At 76.0% G+C, this 17,730-nt stretch carries 20 protein-coding genes and 1 tRNA gene; 12 read left to right on the forward strand and 9 right to left on the reverse strand.

Annotated features, from left to right (window positions below; all coding sequences use genetic code 11):
- Positions 1–31: 31 nt before the first annotated feature.
- Complete coding sequence (gene rph, locus BM158_RS15950) at positions 32–754, forward strand: ribonuclease PH (protein ID WP_091561510.1); 723 nt, start codon at positions 32–34, stop codon at positions 752–754.
- Positions 751–1,368, forward strand: a complete 618-nt coding sequence (gene rdgB / locus BM158_RS15955) for an RdgB/HAM1 family non-canonical purine NTP pyrophosphatase (RefSeq protein WP_091561513.1) — start codon at positions 751–753, stop codon at positions 1,366–1,368. The genes rph and rdgB overlap by 4 nt, the downstream gene beginning before the upstream one ends.
- On the opposite strand, the gene BM158_RS15960 is transcribed toward rdgB, so the two are convergent.
- The 3 genes from BM158_RS15960 to BM158_RS15970 form a co-directional block, all read right to left on the reverse strand.
- Entirely contained in the window at positions 1,346–1,834 is a 489-nt protein-coding gene (locus tag BM158_RS15960) for a hypothetical protein (protein WP_091561518.1), read from the reverse strand. The genes rdgB and BM158_RS15960 overlap by 23 nt on opposite strands.
- Complete coding sequence (locus tag BM158_RS15965) at positions 1,831–4,068, reverse strand: glycosyltransferase (RefSeq protein WP_109504861.1); 2,238 nt, start codon at positions 4,066–4,068, stop codon at positions 1,831–1,833. Before BM158_RS15965 ends, BM158_RS15960 begins: the two co-directional genes overlap by 4 nt.
- 63 nt (positions 4,069–4,131) lie before the next feature.
- A tRNA-Leu gene (locus tag BM158_RS15970) sits at positions 4,132–4,212 on the reverse strand.
- Between the two features lie 55 nt (positions 4,213–4,267).
- Here BM158_RS15970 and BM158_RS15975 point away from each other — a divergent pair.
- The 5 genes from BM158_RS15975 to BM158_RS15995 all read left to right on the forward strand — a co-directional run bounded on the left by BM158_RS15975 (position 4,268) and on the right by BM158_RS15995 (position 7,805).
- Positions 4,268–4,498, forward strand: a complete 231-nt coding sequence (locus BM158_RS15975) for a DUF3618 domain-containing protein (RefSeq protein WP_091563184.1) — start codon at positions 4,268–4,270, stop codon at positions 4,496–4,498.
- Between the two features lie 126 nt (positions 4,499–4,624).
- On the forward strand, positions 4,625–5,044 hold the full coding sequence (locus BM158_RS15980) for a DUF427 domain-containing protein (RefSeq protein WP_229827849.1): 420 nt from the start codon (positions 4,625–4,627) through the stop codon (positions 5,042–5,044).
- Between the two features lie 30 nt (positions 5,045–5,074).
- Entirely contained in the window at positions 5,075–5,368 is a 294-nt protein-coding gene (locus tag BM158_RS15985; protein WP_091561526.1) for a metal-sensitive transcriptional regulator, read from the forward strand.
- Positions 5,369–5,385: 17 nt separating this feature from the next.
- Positions 5,386–5,592, forward strand: coding sequence for a heavy-metal-associated domain-containing protein (locus BM158_RS15990; protein ID WP_091561528.1), 207 nt, complete (start codon positions 5,386–5,388; stop codon positions 5,590–5,592).
- Positions 5,589–7,805 (forward strand): heavy metal translocating P-type ATPase, encoded by a 2,217-nt coding sequence (locus tag BM158_RS15995; RefSeq protein WP_091561531.1) that lies wholly within the window; start codon positions 5,589–5,591, stop codon positions 7,803–7,805. The genes BM158_RS15990 and BM158_RS15995 overlap by 4 nt, the downstream gene beginning before the upstream one ends.
- A 66-nt stretch (positions 7,806–7,871) precedes the next feature.
- Here BM158_RS15995 and BM158_RS16000 read toward each other — a convergent pair whose 3' ends face one another.
- Complete coding sequence (locus BM158_RS16000) at positions 7,872–8,492, reverse strand: TetR/AcrR family transcriptional regulator (protein ID WP_091561534.1); 621 nt, start codon at positions 8,490–8,492, stop codon at positions 7,872–7,874.
- A gap of 146 nt (positions 8,493–8,638) precedes the next feature.
- Here BM158_RS16000 and BM158_RS16005 point away from each other — a divergent pair, with 146 nt between their 5' ends.
- Positions 8,639–9,718 carry an EAL domain-containing protein gene (locus tag BM158_RS16005; RefSeq protein ID WP_229827848.1) on the forward strand — a complete coding sequence of 360 codons (1,080 nt, stop codon included), beginning with the start codon at positions 8,639–8,641 and terminating at the stop codon, positions 9,716–9,718.
- Here BM158_RS16005 and BM158_RS16010 read toward each other — a convergent pair.
- Together BM158_RS16010 and BM158_RS16015 are read right to left on the reverse strand one after the other, a co-directional pair.
- Positions 9,715–10,299 carry a histidine phosphatase family protein gene (locus BM158_RS16010; protein WP_091561539.1) on the reverse strand — a complete coding sequence of 195 codons (585 nt, stop codon included), beginning with the start codon at positions 10,297–10,299 and terminating at the stop codon, positions 9,715–9,717. The genes BM158_RS16005 and BM158_RS16010 overlap by 4 nt on opposite strands.
- Positions 10,292–11,500, reverse strand: coding sequence for an MFS transporter (locus tag BM158_RS16015; RefSeq protein WP_091561543.1), 1,209 nt, complete (start codon positions 11,498–11,500; stop codon positions 10,292–10,294). The genes BM158_RS16010 and BM158_RS16015 overlap by 8 nt, the downstream gene beginning before the upstream one ends.
- A gap of 61 nt (positions 11,501–11,561) precedes the next feature.
- Here BM158_RS16015 and BM158_RS16020 point away from each other — a divergent pair, with 61 nt between their 5' ends.
- The 3 genes from BM158_RS16020 to BM158_RS16030 are packed head-to-tail and all read left to right on the forward strand — an operon-like array spanning position 11,562 to position 14,271.
- Positions 11,562–12,419 (forward strand): aldo/keto reductase, encoded by an 858-nt coding sequence (locus BM158_RS16020; RefSeq protein ID WP_091561546.1) that lies wholly within the window; start codon positions 11,562–11,564, stop codon positions 12,417–12,419.
- A gap of 27 nt (positions 12,420–12,446) precedes the next feature.
- Positions 12,447–13,601, forward strand: coding sequence for an acyl-CoA dehydrogenase family protein (locus tag BM158_RS16025; protein WP_091561549.1), 1,155 nt, complete (start codon positions 12,447–12,449; stop codon positions 13,599–13,601).
- On the forward strand, positions 13,594–14,271 hold the full coding sequence (locus BM158_RS16030; protein WP_091561553.1) for a PaaI family thioesterase: 678 nt from the start codon (positions 13,594–13,596) through the stop codon (positions 14,269–14,271). Before BM158_RS16025 ends, BM158_RS16030 begins: the two co-directional genes overlap by 8 nt.
- Here BM158_RS16030 and BM158_RS16035 read toward each other — a convergent pair.
- Genes BM158_RS16035 through BM158_RS16045 form a run of 3 tightly spaced genes read right to left on the reverse strand, consistent with a single transcriptional unit; the run spans position 14,268 to position 17,319 of the window.
- The gene (locus tag BM158_RS16035; protein ID WP_091561556.1) at positions 14,268–15,323 is read right to left on the reverse strand and encodes an NAD-dependent epimerase/dehydratase family protein; all 1,056 of its coding nucleotides are present in this window, start codon (positions 15,321–15,323) and stop codon (positions 14,268–14,270) included. The genes BM158_RS16030 and BM158_RS16035 overlap by 4 nt on opposite strands.
- Positions 15,324–15,340: 17 nt before the next feature.
- Positions 15,341–16,411: a winged helix DNA-binding domain-containing protein gene (locus tag BM158_RS16040; RefSeq protein ID WP_091561559.1), complete on the reverse strand. Its 1,071-nt coding sequence runs from the start codon at positions 16,409–16,411 to the stop codon at positions 15,341–15,343.
- Positions 16,408–17,319 (reverse strand): alpha/beta fold hydrolase, encoded by a 912-nt coding sequence (locus tag BM158_RS16045; RefSeq protein ID WP_229827847.1) that lies wholly within the window; start codon positions 17,317–17,319, stop codon positions 16,408–16,410. Before BM158_RS16045 ends, BM158_RS16040 begins: the two co-directional genes overlap by 4 nt.
- On the opposite strand from BM158_RS16045, the gene BM158_RS16050 reads away from it, so the two are divergent.
- Positions 17,318–17,713 (forward strand): VOC family protein, encoded by a 396-nt coding sequence (locus BM158_RS16050; RefSeq protein WP_091561563.1) that lies wholly within the window; start codon positions 17,318–17,320, stop codon positions 17,711–17,713. The two genes, BM158_RS16045 and BM158_RS16050, sit on opposite strands and share 2 nt — an antisense overlap.
- Positions 17,714–17,730: the final 17 nt, after the last annotated feature.

Here is a 17,730-nt window from a genome sequence, read left to right on the forward strand (position 1 = left end):
CAGTCTTCCCCGCCCACTACCCTCGACCCACGTGACCCGCCCCGACGGCCGCAGCGCCGACCAGCTCCGCCCGGTGACCATCACCCGCAACTGGCTCGACCACGCCGAGGGCTCGGTGCTCGTCGAGTTCGGCCGCACCCGCGTGCTCTGCGCGGCCAGCGTCACCGAGGGTGTGCCCCGCTGGCGCCGCGGCTCGGGCCTGGGCTGGGTGACCGCCGAGTACGCGATGCTGCCGCGCGCCACCCACACCCGCAGCGACCGCGAGTCGGTCAAGGGCAAGGTCGGCGGCCGCACGCACGAGATCAGCCGGCTCATCGGCCGCTCGCTGCGCGCCTCGATCGACCTGGGCGCCCTCGGGGAGAACTCCATCGCCCTGGACTGCGACGTGCTGCAGGCCGACGGCGGTACCCGCACCGCCGCCATCACCGGTGCCTACGTGGCCCTCGCCGACGCCGTCGCCCACCTCGGTGCGCGCGGCAAGCTGGCGAAGAAGGAGCCGCTCGCGCAGTCGGTGGCCGCGGTCAGCGTCGGCGTCGTCGACGGCGAGCCCCGCCTGGACCTCGCCTACGAGGAGGACGTGCGGGCCGGCACCGACATGAACGTGGTGTGCACCGGCGACGGCGGGTTCGTCGAGGTGCAGGGGACGGCGGAGGGCGCGGTGTTCGACCGCGCGACCCTCGACCAGCTGCTCGACCTCGCCGTCGCGGGGTGCGCCGAGCTCACCCGCATCCAGGCCGAGGCACTGGGCCGATGAGCCGGCTCGTCCTCGCCACCCGCAACGCCGGCAAGCTCGCCGAGCTGCAGCGGCTGCTGACCGCCGCCGTCCCCGGTGTCGAGGTGCTCGGGCTGCGCGACGTCCCCGAGTACCCCGAGGCGCCCGAGACCGGTGCGACCTTCGCCGACAACGCGCTGCTCAAGGCGCGGGAGGCGGTCCGGTACACCGGGCTGCCCGCGGTCGCCGACGACTCCGGCATCACCGTCGACGCGCTCAACGGCATGCCCGGCATCCTGTCCGCCCGCTGGTCGGGCCGGCACGGCGACGACCCGGCGAACACCGCCCTGCTGCTGGGGCAGCTGGCCGACGTCCCCGACGAGCGGCGCGGGGCTGGCTTCGTCTGCGCGGCGGCCGTCGTCCTGCCCGACGGCACCGAGCGGGTGCTCGAGGCAACCTGGCGGGGCAGCGTGCTGCGCGAGCCGCGCGGCAGCAACGGCTTCGGCTACGACCCGGTGTTCCTGCCCGAGGGCCTGGACCGGACGTCGGCCGAGCTCGAGCCCGCGGAGAAGGACGCGCTCAGCCACCGCGGCCAGGCCTTCGCCGCGCTCGTCCCCGTGCTGGCCGAGCTGCTCAGCGGGTCGCCGTCCAGCTGACGAAGGCGACCGCGCCGGTGACGAACACGGGCGGGAAGGCCAGCACCAGGAACGCCGCGACCACCCGGTCGGTGCGCCACCGGGGGGCCGGCGCGGCCGGACCGGCCGACCGCGCGGCCTGCCAGGCCTCGACCCGGGCCCAGGCCGGGGCCACCCCGCAGAGCAGGGCGGCTCCCGCCGTCCCGGCGAGTACCAGCGGCAGGTGACCCGGCTCCAGCGCGGCGACGCCGGCGGTCGCGGCGCCGGCCGCGAAGCCCGAGACGGTGATCGCGCCGAGCACGAACACCGCCCCGAACACCAGCGCGGCGAGCAGGCACAGCCCGGGCCACAGCAGGGCCGCGGGGACGTCGGTGAGCAGCCCGACCCCGGCGGCGACGGCCAGGCCGGCGAGCACCAGCACCAGCACGACCGCCATCGGCAGCCGCACCGGCTCCCGGACGGCGACGGGCCCGGTGACGGTGCTCATGGCCGGTCCAGGGCCCACCCGAGCAGGCCGGTGGCGGGGGCCGGTGCCGCGGCGTGCCGGGCCCGGCGGGGGGACGGCGCGGGCACCGGCGGCGGCTCCTCGACCACCCGCGTGGGGGCCACCGGGGGCAGCGGACCGGTCCGGCGGACCACCCGCTCGGCCGGCGGCGGCACCGGCGGCAGCGCGCCCTCGGTGGGCCGCAGCGCCGGCACCGCGACGGCCGCCGGGGCCAGCTCGGCGATCAGGTCGTGCTCGTCGAGCGCCTCCAGGGCCGCCTGCAGGGCGGTCAGGTCGTCCAGGTGCAGCGGGGCCATCGGGTCCTCCGGGGTGTCGGGGGTCAGGGACGCGGGGGAGTGGCTGGTGAGCCCGTGCTGGGTCTTCTCCCAGTAGAAGGGCTTGGTGACCAGCTGCCAGGCGGCCTTGTAGGAGGCGACCGAGTGCAGCAGCCAGTAGAGGGGGGACAGCAGCGCGTAGCCGACCAGGCGGTAGCTGCGGCGCTTGAACCCGGCGAGCAGGCTGAGGTAGACGATCAGCCCGTTGCCCAGCAGCAGGTTGGCCAGGCTGACCACCTGCAGCCACGCCGGCAGCGGGGCGAACAGGTGCGGGAAGGCCAGCCACAGCCCGAACACCGCCCACAGCGGCGGGGTCAGCAGGAAGGTGGCCGGGGTGCCGCCGATGGTGAGCAGGAACCCCAGTGCCTGCCGCGGCCCGATCGCGCGGACCAGCCGCACCGGGTGCCGGCTGTGCACCAGGAAGGTCTGCATGTAGCCCTTGATCCAGCGGCTGCGCTGGCGGACCCAGTTGCCGAGGGCCATGTTGGCCTCCTCGTAGGTGGTCGAGTTGACCACCGCCACCCGCCCGCCGCGGGCCGAGGCGCGCACGCCGAGGTCGGCGTCCTCGGTGACGTTGAAGGGGTCCCAGCCGCCGAGCTCGCGGAGCATGCCGGCGCGGAAGTGGTTGCTGGTGCCGCCGAGCGGGGTCGGCAGCCGCAGCGCGTCCAGACCGGGCAGCGTGTAGTCGAACCACGAGCTGTACTCGAGGGTGAACATGCGGGTGAGCAGGTTCTCCTCGGCGTTGAAGTAGTTCAGCGCCGCCTGCACGCAGACCAGGTCGTCCCCGCCCTGGGCGAAGGCGACGACGGCCTTCTTCAGCTGGTCGGGGTCGGGCCGGTCCTCGGCGTCGTAGATGACCACCAGGTCGCCCCGGGCGAACGCCAGCCCGACGTTGCAGGCCCGCGGCTTGGTCTTGGGCATCGAGTGCGGCACGACCAGGATGCGGACGACGTCCGGCGGGGCGGCGGCCAGCGCGGCCTGCAGGGTCTCCGGGTCGTCCTCCTCCAGCAGGAGCAGGATCTCCAGCTTCTCCCGCGGGTAGTCCAGCCCGGCCAGGTTCTGCATGAGCAGCCCGACGATCCCCGCCTCGCGGTAGACGGGGACCAGGATCGTGTAGCGCGGCAGGTCGGCGTCGGCGAGCGCCGCGACGTCGGCCGCGGTCACCTGCTCGACGGTCTCCGACGCCGTCCCCACCGTGCTGATCAGTGCCTTCGCGCCCACGGCCAGGCCGATGACGACGTTGACCACCGCGAGCAGGACGACGACGGTCGCGGGTGCGTCCAGCACCAGCCCCACGGCGATGGCCAGGACGGCGACGACGGCGCAGGCGACCTGCGGCCAGGTGAAGACGGTGGACGCCGACTCCTCGGGCCGGCGCTCGGCCAGCCCGGACACCGCCTCGTGCACGACCTCCTCGCGCCACACGGTGCGCAGCGCCCGTTGCACGTCCCAGTCGGTGGTGACCAGCTGCTGCACCCGGGTGATGCCCGTGCGCTCGGCGACCACCTGCTGCACGTGCGCGCTGGGCCGGCCCGACGAGGCGACGACGACCTGCGGTTCGCCCTCCGGCCCGGTCTCCGTGCGCAGCGGCACCCACATCTCGCGGGCCAGCTCCGGGTAGGGGAACAGCCGGGCGAGGTCGGCGTCGACCTCGACCGGGTCGACGAAGGTCATCTCGGTGCCCCACACCTCGGCGAGGGCCAGGTACAGGCGGCGGCGGGTGATCCAGCCGCGGGCCAGCAGCACCGACCCCAGCGGTTCGCCCACCTCGCGGGAGGCCGTCAGCGCCTCCGCCAGCTGCCCGGGGGTGATCGAGCCGTCGCCGACCAGCACGTCGCCCAGCCGTCGCTCGACCGCCGGCCGCGGCGCGGCGGGGTCGGGTCGGCGAGCGGTGGTGGTCACCCCAGGGGCTTCGGCACCCGACCGCCGCGACCCCAGCGCGTTCACCCGTCCGGGTGGACACCGTGCGGGAGAGGGGAGTCGAACCCCTACGCCCGAAGGCACCAGGACCTAAACCTGGCGTGGCTGCCGTTACACCACTCCCGCGCTGCCCCGGAGTCTAGGAGCGGTGCGGGGGACCGGGACGTGGCACGCTGTGCGGGTGCCCCGCAGCCCCGAGCAGATCCAGCAGGAGATCGACGCCGCCCGCGAGTCCCTGGCGGCCACCCTGGACCAGCTGGTCCACCGGGGCAGCCCGCAGCGCCTGCAGGCCCAGGCGCAGGAGCGCATCAAGCACTGGCTGAGCACCCCCGCCGGGCAGGCGACCCTCGCCGCGGCCGGCCTGTTCGTCACCTTCGTCGTGGTGCAGAAGGTCCGGCACGCCCGGCGCTGACCGCGCACACTGGCGGGTGTGATGCACCCGCGCCCCGGCCGCCGCCCTGCCCCCGGACCCCACCCGGACCCCGTCGGCCCCGGCCAGGAGTCCGTCTGGGCCTACCCCCGCCCCCCGTCGGCCGAGGTGACGCCCCGCCGCGTCCAGGTCGTGCTGGGCGGGGTGGAGATCGCCAGCACGGACCGGGCGGCGCGGGTCTGCGAGACCAGCCACCCGCCGGTGTACTACGTCCCCCGCGAGGACGTCGCCGACGGCGTGCTCCAGCGCGGCGAGGGCGCGAGCTGGTGCGAGTGGAAGGGCGTGGCCACGTACTGGGACGCCGTGGTCGAGGGCACCCGGTACCCCGCCGTCGGCTGGTCCTACGAGGACCCGACCCCGGGCTACCGGCACCTGCGCGGGGCGGTGGCGTTCTACCCGTCCAAGCTCGACCGGGCCACGGTCGACGGCGAGGTCGTGCGCGCCCAGGCCGGTGACTTCTACGGCGGCTGGATCACCGACGAGGTGGTCGGCCCGTTCAAGGGCGAGCCCGGCACCCGCGGCTGGTAACCCCTACCCCCTAGGGGTACCCTCGACCGCATGGCCGGCTACGAGGGCAACAAGGAGCAGGTGCTCGCGCGGCTCAAGCGCGTCGAGGGCCAGGTGCGGGGCATCTCCCGGATGGTCGAGCAGGACACCTACTGCATCGACGTGCTGACCCAGGTGTCGGCCGCCACCAAGGCGCTGCAGGCCGTGGCCCTCGGGCTGCTCGACGACCACCTCGGGCACTGCGTCCGCCACGCGGTCGCCAGCAGCGCCGAGGACGACGGCGCGGCCGCCGACGCCAAGATCGCCGAGGCCTCCGCCGCCATCGCGCGGCTGGTCCGGTCCTGAGACGGGAGGAACCCCCCATGAGCACCCTCGACTTCACCGTCACCGGCATGACCTGCCAGCACTGCGTCGCCTCGGTCACCGAGGAGGTCTCCGAGGTCCCCGGCGTCTCCGCCGTCGACGTCGACCTGGCCAGCGGCGCGCTGCGGGTCACCGGTGAGGGCGTCGACGGCGACCAGGTGCGCGCGGCCGTGGCGGAGGCCGGCTACTCCGCCAGCGCGGCATGACCACCGCCGCCGGGCCCCGCGAGGAGGTCCGGCTCGACATCACCGGCATGACCTGCGCCAGCTGCGCCCACCGGATCGAGCGCAAGCTCAACAAGGTCGACGGCGTGCAGGCCAGCGTCAACTACGCCACCGAGGCCGCCACGGTCACCTACGACCCGGCCGCCGTGGACACCGACACCCTCCTGGCCACCGTCTCGGCCGCCGGCTACGCGGCGACGCTGCCCGCGCCCCCGGCCGCGGACGACGCCCCCACCCCGGACGACGAGCCCACCGAGGACCGCGACCTGCGGCAGCGGCTGGTCGTCTCGGCCGCCCTCGCGCTGCCGGTCCTGCTGCTGTCGATGGTGCCGCCGCTGCAGTTCGACAACTGGCAGTGGCTCGCGCTCACGCTGGCCAGCCCGGTCGCGGTGTGGGGCGCCTGGCCCTTCCACCGCGCCGCCGCGGTCAACGCCCGGCACGGCGCCAGCACCATGGACACCCTGGTCTCGATCGGCATCGTCGCGGCCTACCTGTGGTCGCTGTACGCGCTGTTCCTCGGCGGGGCCGGCGAGCCCGGCATGCGCATGCAGTTCCACCTGCTCGCCGAGCAGGGCGCCGGCAGCAGCGAGGTCTACCTCGAGGTGGCCAGTGCGGTCACCGTGTTCCTGCTGGCCGGCCGGTACGCCGAGTCCCGCGCCAAGCGCCGCTCCGGCGCCGCGCTGCGCGCGCTGCTGGCCCTGGGGGCCAAGGACGCCGCGGTGCTGCGCGACGGCGTCGAGGTCCGGGTGCCGGTCGACGCCCTCGCGGTCGGCGACCGGTTCGTCGTCCGGCCGGGGGAGAAGGTGGCCACCGACGGCGTGGTCGTGTCCGGCTCGTCGGCGGTCGACGTGTCGATGCTGACCGGTGAGTCCGTGCCGGTCGAGGTCGGCCCGGGCGACCGGGTCACCGGCGCCTCCGTCGTCGCCGGCGGCCGGCTGGTCGTCGAGGCCGACCGGGTGGGTGCGGCGACCACGCTGGCCGCGCTGGGCCGGCTGGTCACCGCCGCGCAGAGCGGCAAGGCGCCGGTGCAGCGGCTGGCCGACCGGGTGTCGGCGGTCTTCGTGCCCGTCGTCCTGGTGGTCGCCCTGGCCACCCTGCTCACCTGGCTCCTGGTCACCGGCGACGTCTCCGCCGCGTTCACCTCCGCGGTGGCCGTGCTGGTCATCGCCTGCCCCTGCGCGCTGGGCCTGGCCACCCCCACCGCCCTGCTGGTGGGCACCGGCCGCGGCGCGCAGCTGGGCATCGTCATCAAGGGCCCCGAGGTGCTGGAGTCCACCCGCACCGTCGACACCGTCGTGCTGGACAAGACCGGCACCGTCACCACCGGCGAGATGGCCCTGGTCGAGCAGGTCGGCGACGCCGGTGCGCTGCGGCTGGCCGCCGCGGTCGAGGCGGCGTCCGAGCACCCGGTCGCCCGGGCCGTCGTGGCCGGGGTCCCCGGCCCGCTGCCCGAGGTCGAGGGCTTCGCCAACCGGCCCGGGCTCGGCGTCACCGGCACCGTCGAGGGCCACCGCGTGCAGGTCGGCCGGGACGTCGAGGGCGACGTGCCCACCGAGCTCGCCGACGCCGCGTCGCGCGCGGCCGACGCGGGGCGGACCGCCGTCCTGGTGTCGGTGGACGGCGAGGTGCGCGGCCTGCTGGTCGTCGCCGACACCGTGCGGCCCACCAGCCGGGCCGCCGTCCGGGCGCTGCGCGACCTGGGGCTGTCCCCGGTGCTGCTCACCGGCGACGGCCCCGGCGCCGCGGCGGCCGTCGCCCGCGAGGTCGGGCTGGACCCGGCCACCGAGGTGGTCGCCGGCGTGCTGCCCGAGGGCAAGGTCGACGTCGTGCGCGACCTGCAGGGGCGCGGCCGGGTGGTGGCGATGGTCGGCGACGGCGTGAACGACGCCGCGGCGCTGGCCCAGGCCGACCTCGGGCTGGCGATGGGCACCGGGACCGACGTCGCGATCGAGGCCGGCGACATCACCCTGGTCCGCGCCGACCTGGCCGCCGCGGCCGACGCGGTGCGGCTGTCCCGCCGCACGCTGGCCACGATCAAGGTCAACCTGGTGTGGGCGTTCGCCTACAACGTGGCGCTGGTCCCGCTGGCCGCGCTGGGCTTCCTCAACCCGGTGCTGGCCGGGCTGGCGATGGCCGCGTCGTCGGTGCTGGTGGTGACCAACAGCCTGCGGCTGCGCCGCTTCGCCGCCGGCTGACCCCGCGCACGGCAACGGCCCGCCCTCCGGGGGGAGAGGACGGGCCGTTGGTCTCGGTGCCGCCGGTCAGGCGGGGGTGGCCGCCCGGGCCAGCGGGAGGACGACGGTCTCGAGCACGTCGTCGACGTAGGCGTCGTCCAGCGGCTCGCGGGTGATCAGCCAGCGCTGCACCAGCAGCGCGGACGCGGCCTGGGCGACCGCGGTGCGGCCGGTGCCCTCGGTGACCTCGCCGCGGGCCTCGGCCCGCTGCCACACCGTGGCCAGCGCGCTGCGCCAGCGGGTCAGCGGGCCGGTGCGGAAGGCCTCGGCCAGCTCGGGCTGGTGCGGCAGGGTGGACAGCAGGGACAGCGTCGCCGACCCGGTCGGGCCGTTGATCCGGTCGACCAGTGACCGCAGCAGCGCGCGCAGGTCACCGGCGAGGTCCCCGGTGTCGGGCACCTCGGCCTCGGCGTCCTGCATGCCGGTGATCGTGTCGACGACCAGGTCGGACTTGGTCCGCCAGCGGCGGTAGATGGTCGCCTTGCCGACGCCGGCCTCGGCGGCGACCGCGTCCATGGTCAGGGCGTTGTAGCCCACCTCGCCCAGCAGCCGCAGGATCGCGGCGCGGATGGCGCAGTCCCGGGAGGGGTCGCGCGGACGGCCACCGCGGTTGGGCAGGGCGGTCTCCTGGAGGGTGGGGGCTGACATGTTCCGAGACTTTAGACCGTTCAGTGATGTAGTTGCTCCACACCTGGGTGTGCACAACATGTGAGTTCCGGTACGTCGGGGGCCGATCGACCCCGTCCCCGCGCGCCTGGGACCGCTGGGCGCCGTCCTGGGCGATGCTCCCGGGCGTGGCCGGGGCGCGTCGGGAGGAGCAGCCGCGCTTCCCGCTGCCCGGCCGGGTGGGCCGCCTGCTGCTGGCCAGCCCGGTGCCGCACGTGCTGCCCCTCGTCGTCCGTGCGGCCACCGAGCTGGGCCTGAACGCCGAGACCGCGCCCGGGCTGGTCGACGTCGTCGACGACAGCAGCCCGCTGGACGCCACCCGCTTCGACCGGCTGCTCGCCCGGCTGGCCCGGGAGCTGACCACCGCCGAGGCCGACGTGGTCCGGGTGGCCTGCGACCCCGGGGACGACGACGGCGTCGCGGTCGCCGCGCAGCTGATGACCGCCCCGACGCTGTCGGTGGAGCTGGCCCGCCGCGGCATCACCGTCGAGGTCGGGCTGCTGGCCGAGGCCGAGCTGTACCCGGTCTACCAGCCGGTCGTGGACCTCGCCGACGGCCGGACCACCGGCTACGAGGCGCTGCTGCGCGGGCGGGTCGACGGCCGGGAGGTGGGCGGCGGCGACCTGTTCTTCCTCGCCGCGGCGGCCGGCTGGGGCGACCGGCTGGACCGCTGGGCCCGCGAGGCCGCCGTCACCGGTGCCGGGGCGTGGCTGGGCGGTGCCGACCTGTTCGTCAACTCGAGCCCGGAGGCCGTCGTCCGCCCCGAGGTGTGCCTGTCCGGGACGGCGGAGGCCGTGCGCGAGGCGGGCATCACCCCCGGTCAGCTGGTCTTCGAGGTCGTCGAGGCGCACGCCACCCGCGACCGCGGCCACCTGCTCGCCGTGCTGGAGCACCACCGCGCGCAGGGCTGGCGGGTGGCGCTGGACGACGTCGGCGTGGGCTGGTCCAGCCTCGCGCTGGTGTCGGCGCTGCGGCCGGACGTGGTCAAGCTGGACAAGGCGCTGGTCGCCCGGCTGGACACCGCGGCCGCCCGGGCCGTGGTGGGCGGCCTGGTGGAGGTCGCGCACTCCCTGGGCGCGGTCGTCGTCGCCGAGGGCGTGGAGACCCAGGCCCGCGCCGACCAGGCCCGTCAGCTGGGTGTCGACCTCGGCCAGGGCTGGCTCTTCGGCCGCCCGGCCCGCGTCGCCGACGAGTTGCTGGCCGGTTAGCCCGCCTGGTTCCAGCCGGACAGCACCGCGCGGTCGTGCTCGTGGCCCAGCGCGCCGAAGGACCCCGCGTGCAGCGCGAACAGCGCCCCCGCCGCCGGCTCGAGGCCCAGCCAGCGGGCGGTGAGGATGCGCAGCACGTGCCCGTGGGCGACCAGCGCGACGTCGCCGTCGGCCAGCCGGGGGCGGACCCGGTCCAGCACCCGGTCGCAGCGGGTGGCGACCTGCGCCAGCGTCTCGCCCGGGGTGTCCCCGGGCTCGGTGCCGTCGGTCCACAGCGACCAGGTGCGGCCGAGCTCCGCGGAGATGTCGGGGGTGGTGCGGCCCTCCCACCGGCCGTAGTCGACCTCGACCAGGTCCTCGTCGACGGTGTCGGTGGACAGCCCGGCCAGCTCGGCGGTGCGCCGGGCCCGCTCCCGGGGGCTCACCCGCACCTCGACGAAGGACCGGCCGGCCAGCGGCCCGCGCAGGGCCCGCGCCTGCTGCTCGCCCTCGGGGAGCAGCGGCAGGTCGGTGACCCCGGTGTGCTGCCCGGACAGGCTCCACTCCGTCTGGCCGTGCCGGACGACGACGATCTCACCCACGTGCACGCTCCTCCTGCTGCCGGCCCCCGGCGGAGAGCCCACCGGCCACGGCCATGACCACGATCGCACCCAGCACGAGCAGCATCGGCACCGTCCAGCCGCCCGTGAGGTCGTGCACCGAGCCGACGACCAGCGGGCCAGTGGCCGCCACCGCGTACCCGCCGCCCTGCACCATCGCCGAGGTCCGGCGGTTCTCCACCAGGTCCCGCGAGCGGGCCACGATCGCGATGAACACGACGGTGATGCCCCCGCCCTGCGCGACGCCGGCGACGGAGCACCACACCGGCCACAGGCCGGGGGCGGTCAGCAGCCCGACCGGCAGGAACGCCCAGGCGGCCGTGACGGCCAGCAGCACCGCGGCGGGCCGGCGCCACCACCGCACCAGCGCCGGGACGGCGAAGGCGCCGGCCACGGCGAAGACCTGGAACAGCGCGCTGCTCACCCCGGCGGTGCTGCGGGACAGGCCCTGCTCGTCGGCCAGCAGGGTCGGCAACCACGCGGTCACCCCGTAGTAGCTGAACGCCTGCGCGGCGAAGGCGACCGTGAGCCCCCACACCGCCGGCTGCCGCCACACCGGCCGCACCGGACCGGCCGGCGGGGGAGGGCCCGCGGAGCCGTCGGCCCGGGCGGCCTGCCGGCGCAGCCCCGCCGTCCAGACCAGGCACGCCAGCCCGACCAGCAGCCCCCAGGCGGCCAGCGCCCACCGCCAGCCCACGACGTCGGCGACCGGCGCGGTGAGCGTGGTGGTCAGCGTCGCGCCGACGTTCAGCGCCGCGGTGTAGGCCGCCGTCACCACGTTCGTCGCGCCGGGGAAGTCCCGGCCGATGACCACGGGCACGACGACGTTGCCCACCGTGATCGCCAGGCCGAGCACCACGGTGCCGGCCAGCGCGGTGCGCGCGTCGCCGACCGACCGCAGGACGGTGCCGGCCAGCACGCCGAGCATGGCCAGCAGCACCGCGCGGTGGGTGCCCGCCCGGGCGATCACCCACGACGCGACCGGCGCGGCCAGGCCGAACAGCAGCACCGGGATGGAGGTCAGCAGGCCCACGGTGCCGGCGCCCACCGCCAGGTCGCTGCGCAGCTCCCCGGCCACCGGTGCCACCGCCACCAGGGGGCCGCGCAGGTTCAGCGCCACCAGCAGCACCCCGGCCAGCAGCAGGCCCGGCACCGCCGTGCGTGCGCGCACCCCCGTCGTCATCGCGGGCCAGCTTCCTCCCCGGCCCGGGAACACCGCGCACCGGGAGGCTGCTGCACCCGGCATGACCTCCTCCACCACCCACCCCGACACGTTCGCCCTCGGCGGGGACCTCACCGTCCACCGCCTCGGCTACGGCGCCATGCAGATCACCGGCGACGGCGTCTGGGGTCCGCCGGCCGACCGCGAGGGCGCGCTGGCCGTGCTGCGCGCCGCGGTCGAGCAGGGCGTGGACTTCATCGACACCGCCGACTCCTACGGCCCGCAGGTCTCCGAGCAGCTCATCCACGACGCGCTGCACCCCTACGCCGACGGCCTGGTCGTCGCCACCAAGGCCGGGCTGACGCGCACCGGCCCCGGCGTCTGGCCCCCGGTGGGCCGGCCGGAGTACCTGAAGCAGCAGGTCGAGCTCTCCCTCCGCAACCTCGGCGTGGAGCGCATCGACCTCATCCAGCTGCACCGCATCGACCCGCAGGTGCCCCTCGCGGACTCCCTCGGCGCCTTCGTCGAGCTCAAGGAGCAGGGCAAGGTCCGGCACATCGGCGTCAGCGAGGTCTCCCTCGACGAGCTGCGCCAGGCGCAGCAGATCACCGAGATCGCCAGCGTGCAGAACCTCTACAACCTGACCAACCGGCAGTCCCAGGACGTGCTCGACCACGCCACCGCCGAGGGCATCGCGTTCATCCCCTGGTTCCCGATCGCCACCGGCGACCTGGCCAGGCCCGACAGCCCGGTGGCCGACATCGCCCGCGAGCTGGACGCCACCCCGTCGCAGGTGGCGCTGGCCTGGCTGCTGCAGACCTCGCCGGTCGTGCTGCCCATCCCCGGCACCAAGAGCGTCGACCACCTCACCGAGAACCTGGGGGCGGCGTCGCTGACCCTCTCGGCCGAGGACGTCGCGCGCCTGGACGCCCTGGCCTGACCTGCGCGGCCTGGTAGACCTGCGGGCATGGACGCCGACGTCTTCGCCCAGGTCCGCACCGCCGTCCGCGAGCTCGTCCGGGAACGGGTCGTGCCCCTCGAGGAGCGCATCGAGGAGACCGACGCCGTCCCGGACGAGCTGCGGGCCGCCGCCGCCGAGATGGGCCTGTTCGGCTACGCCCTGCCCGAGGAGTTCGGCGGCCTCGGCGTCACGATGGCCGAGGACGTGCAGCTGGCCTTCGAGTTCGGCTACACCTCGCCGGCCTTCCGGTCGCTGTTCGGCACCAACAACGGCATCGCCGGCCAGGTCATCGCCCGCTTCGGCAGCGACGAGCAGAAGAAGGCGTGGCTGCCCGGGCTGGCCGAGGGCGAGCTGATCGGCTCCTTCGCCCTCACCGAGGCCGAGGCCGGCTCCGACCCCGCCGGGCTGCGCACCAGCGCCCGACGCGACGGCGAGGACTGGGTGATCAACGGCGCCAAGCGGTACATCACCAACGCGCCCATCGCCGACCTGTTCGTCGTGTTCGCCCGCTCCGAGCCCGAGCAGACCGGCGGGCGCGGCATCTCCACCTTCCTGGTCCCGGCGAGCACGCCTGGGGTGACGGTCGGCCCGCACGACCGCAAGACCGGCCAGTCGGGGGCCTGGACCGCCGAGGTGTTCCTGGACGACGTCCGGGTGCCGGCCGACGCGCTGGTCGGCGAGCAGGGCCGGGGCTACAGCAAGGCGCTGACCGTGCTGTCCCGCGGCCGGCTGCACGTCGCGGCGCTGTGCGTGGGCATGGCGCAGCGGGTGCTGGACGAGTCGGTCGCGTACGCGGCCACCGCCAAGCAGGGCGGGGCGCCGATCGGGCGGTTCCAGCTGGTGCAGGCGCTGATCGCCGACATGCACACCGAGCTGCTGGCCGGCCGGGCGATGGTCACCGACGTCGCCGCCCGCTACGACTCCGGCGAGGACACCTCTGTCGGGCCGTCGGCGGCCAAGCTCTTCTGCTCGGAGATGGTCGGCCGGGCCACCGACCGCGCGGTGCAGGTGCACGGCGGGCTGGGCTACCTGCGCACCACCCCGGTCGAGCGGTTCTACCGCGACGCCCGGCTCTACCGGCTCTACGAGGGCACCAGCGAGGTGCAGCGGGTCATCGTGGGCTCGGGCCTGCTGCGGGCCGCGGGCATGGCGCGTGGCTGAGCTGCTCACCGGGGCCGCCCGCGACGAGCGGCGGGCCGCCGTCGCCGACCTGGGCGCCGCGCTGCGCGAGCTGGTGGACGCCGCGGTGCGCACCGAGGTCGCCGCACCCGACCTCGCCGCCGCCGCGGCCGCCGCCCGCCGGCTGGCCGCGGAGCTCCGCGCCGGCGGGCGGGGGCTGTTCGAGGTGGCCTCGGTCGACGACCCGGTGGCCGGCGAGCGCTGGTACTCCCCGGTCTACGGCCCCGGCAGCCCGGTCGCCCCGCCGCTGCTGGTGGAGAGCGAGGGCGGGGGCACGGTGACCGCCCGGGTCACCGTGCCCAAGGCGCTGGAGGGCCCGCCCGGGCTCGCGCACGGCGGGACCATCGCCACGCTGCTGGACCACGTGCTGGCCCGCGCGCTGCGCTCGGCCGGCCGCGGCGGGCTGACCGCGACGCTGACGGTGACCTACCGGCGGCCGGTGCGGCTGGGGGTCGAGCACCTGCTGCACGCCGAGGTCGCCGGCACCGAGGGACGGCGGTCGACGGCCCGGGCCCGGATCGTGGCCGCGGACGACCCGGGCACCGTGCTGGCCGAGGGCGAGGGCCTGTTCGTGGCGCTGCGCCCCGAGGCAGCGGCCGCCACCTTCGCCGGTGTGGACCACGCCCCCGAGGCCTGGACCGCCCGGTCCTAGGGCGCCAGCAGCGGGCCCTGGCCGCCCTCGCCGCGGCCCAGCGCGGCGACGAAGTCGGCGAGCAACCGGTCCCCGGGGTGCCGGGGCGACCACTCCAGCACCTCGCGGGCGCGGGTGGTGTCCAGTGCGGGCACACCCAGGCCGAGGTCCAGCCAGCCGGGCTCGGTCGGCACCAGCCGCGCGTGGAACGCCGCGGACAACCCGGCGCGCAGCACCGCCCGGGGCACCGGCACGCGGGTGGTGCCCAGCGCCGCGGCGAACCCGTCGGGGTCGAGCACCGGCTCGGCGGACAGGTTGAACGCGCCGTCGGCCCGCCGGTCGACGATCCGCAGCAGGGCGTCGGCGACGTCGTCGGCGTGCACGAAGCCCAGGTGCAGGTTGTCGGGCAGCGGCAGCGGCAGCTTCGACGCAACCGCGCCGGGGAGCGCGCGGGCGCCGCGCAGCAGCAGCGGGCCGAGGAAGTACCGGCCGATCTCGCTCGCCGCGTCGGGCTGCAGCACCAGGGTGGGGCGGACGACGCTGACGGCGACCTCGGGGTGGCTGGCGGCGAACTCGCGGGTGACCTGCTCGACGGCCACCTTGTCGCGGCTGTACTGGGAGCTGGGCACGCCGCTGGTCGGCCAGGTCTCGTCGACCCGGTCGGCCGGGTTGCCGGGCGCGTAGCTGCCGAGGGAGGACATCACCACGACGTGGTCCACCCCGGCGTCGGCCGCGGCCGACAGCACCCGGCGGGTGCCGTCGACGTTGACCTGGGCCAGCCGGTCGGGCTCGCGGCCGGGCTGCAGGGCCCAGGCCAGGTGCACCAGGGTGGTGGCCCGGTCGAGGAACCCCCGCAGCGGGCCGGCCGAGGCGGGGTCGCCGAGGTCGGCGTGGGTCCAGAAGACCGAGCTGTACGGGGCGGAGTCCGGGGGCTCGCGTCGGGACAGGCCGCGCACCTGGTGCACACCGGTGAGGAACAGCTGGCGCAGCAGCGCCGTCCCCAGGTTGCCGGTGGCGCCGGTGACGGCGACGGTCTGCCCGTCGAGGTGGCCGGGGGCGGCTGGTGAGGTCACCCCGTGGCCCTACCCGGTCAGGCCACGGTCACGCCGCCGGACCCGAGTCCGCGGGCGGCGGCCATCCGTGCGGCCTGCTCCTCGACCGCGGCGGTGTCGAACGGCCGCCACCGGGTGACGGCCAGGGCGAGCCGGCCGGCCTTGGTGGTGGGCCGCCAGGTGCCGGCGACCTCGCCGTCGACCAGCACCGCGCCGGGCCGCCCCAGCACCGGCCAGAGCTCCTTCGCCGGCCGGTCGGGCAGCAGCAGCTCGCGGTCGCGGACCTGCAGGTAGGGGTCGAAGGGCGCCAGCAGCCGGGTGGTGCGGGCCCTCTCCGGCGGCTGCGTCCCGGCCAGCACCCAGCGCTGCTCGCCGTCGACGTCGACCGGCTCGGCGTCCTCGGGCCAGTGGCGCCTGACCTCGGCCACGGTGGAGTCGACGTAGGTGGCGACCTGCTTCGGGGTCGCCGGTCCGGTCAGCCGCAGGTAGGCCCGCACGACGTCCAGCCGCTCGGGCACCGCGTCGGCGGGCTCGACACCGGTCTGCTCCAGGACCGGGGGAGAGGTGCCCGGCTGCAGCACCAGCCCGGCGTGCAGCGCGGCGAGGCGGAAGGTCTGCTCGTAGGCGTGCACGGCGTCGCAGGGGCGGCAGAACCGCAGGTAGGGCTCGGGCAGCCGGTCGCGCAGCGCACCGGAGACGTCGCCCTTGACCGTCGGCCGGGCGGCGACGGCGCGCATCTGCGCCCCGACGTGCTCGAGGGCGTCCAGGACCGGGATGCCCGCGGCCCGCAGTGGCCGGGCGCCGTCGAAGATGCGCTTGGCGGCGTCCGCCTCCGACCACGGCCAGGTGGCCGCGGCGACGCCGGCCAGGTCGGTGCGGCGGTAGGTGTGCGGGGCGCCGCGCAGCGTCCAGGCGGTGACCAGGTCGTCGTCCGGCGGGTCGGGCAGGCCGCGGACGGCCAGTGCCCAGCGGGCCGCGCCGGGCGGTCCGGTGTCCTGCACGCCGAGGTCCAGGACGGCGGTGCCGGCCACCGTGCCGCCGGCGTCGCGGTCCAGCTGCTGGGCCCGGACCCGGTAGGCCAGGACGTCGTCCCGGCTCCAGCCGCTCATCCCCGGACGTGGGCGGTGACCAGCTCGGCGAGCCGGTCACCGGCGGTCTCGGGCACCCAGTGCGTGACCCCGGGCAGCACCTCCAGGCGGTAGGGGCCGGTGACGTACTGCGCCGTGGCCTCGGTGCCGGCCCGGCCGAGGAACCCGTCGCGGTCGCTCCAGACGTGCAGCGTGCGCACCCGCACCCGGCCCACCGGGTCACTCGCCCCCAGCGGCAGCGCCCGGTACCAGTTCAGCGCCGCGGTGAGCGCCCCCGCCGGGCGCAGCCGGGCGACGGTCTCCTCGGCGTCGCCCCGGGGCAGCCCCGACCGCACCAGGGTGTCGCGCAGGAACGCGCCGTTGCCGCGGGTGAGCACCTTCTCCGGCACCCCGGGCAGCTGGAAGAACGCCATGTAGGCCGACTTGAGGCCCTGCGTGCTGGTCAGGAAGGACCTGGTGAACGCAGCGGGGTGCGGCACGGAGACCGCGGTCAGGCTGGACACCCGGTCGGGGTGCCAGGCGGCCAGCGCCCAGGCCACCATGGCGCCCCAGTCGTGGCCGACGACGTGCGCGCGCTCCAGACCGGCGGTGTCGAGCAGCGCGCGGACGTCGTCCACCAGGTCGCGGACGACGTAGGCGCGGCGGCCGGGAGGCCGGGCGGCGGGGGAGTAGCCGCGCTGGTCGGGGGCCAGCGTGCGCAGCCCGGCACCGTGCAGGCCGGGGGCGACGCGGTCCCAGCTGCCGGCGTGCTGCGGGAAGCCGTGCAGCAGCACGACCGGCTCGCCGTCGGCCGGGCCGGCGTCGCGCACGTCGAAGGTCAGGCCGGATCGGGTGAAGGAGTCCACCCGCCCAGCATGCCGGGCGGCCGGGACGGGTGCGTCGGCACGCATCCGGTTGAGCGCGGCCGGATCGGGCACCACCCCGGTCATGCCGATCACACCCACCGGGTACGCCCACGTCCGCCTGACCGTCACCGACATCGCGCGCTCCAAGCAGTTCTACGACCAGGTGTTCGGCCTGCCGGTCGCGGTCGACGGGCAGGACGGTGAGCCCGACTTCGCCTTCGGCGGGGTCATCTACGCCATCGACGACTCGACGCTGCTGGGTCTGCGCCCGGTGGCCGAGGACCGGTTCGACGAGGACCGCACCGGCCTGGACCACGTGAGCCTCAAGGTCACCTCCAAGGACGCCATCGACGACGCCGCCCGCCACCTCGACGCACTCGGCATCCCGCACGAGGGGGTCAAGGACATCGGGCAGGGCTACATCCTCGAGTTCCGGGACCCCGACAACGTCGCCCTGGAGCTCATGGCCCCCGCCTGACCGGCTGCCGACCCCCG

Origin of the sequence: Klenkia taihuensis (assembly GCF_900112525.1) — a bacterium.
Lineage (GTDB): Bacteria > Actinomycetota > Actinomycetes > Mycobacteriales > Geodermatophilaceae > Klenkia > Klenkia taihuensis.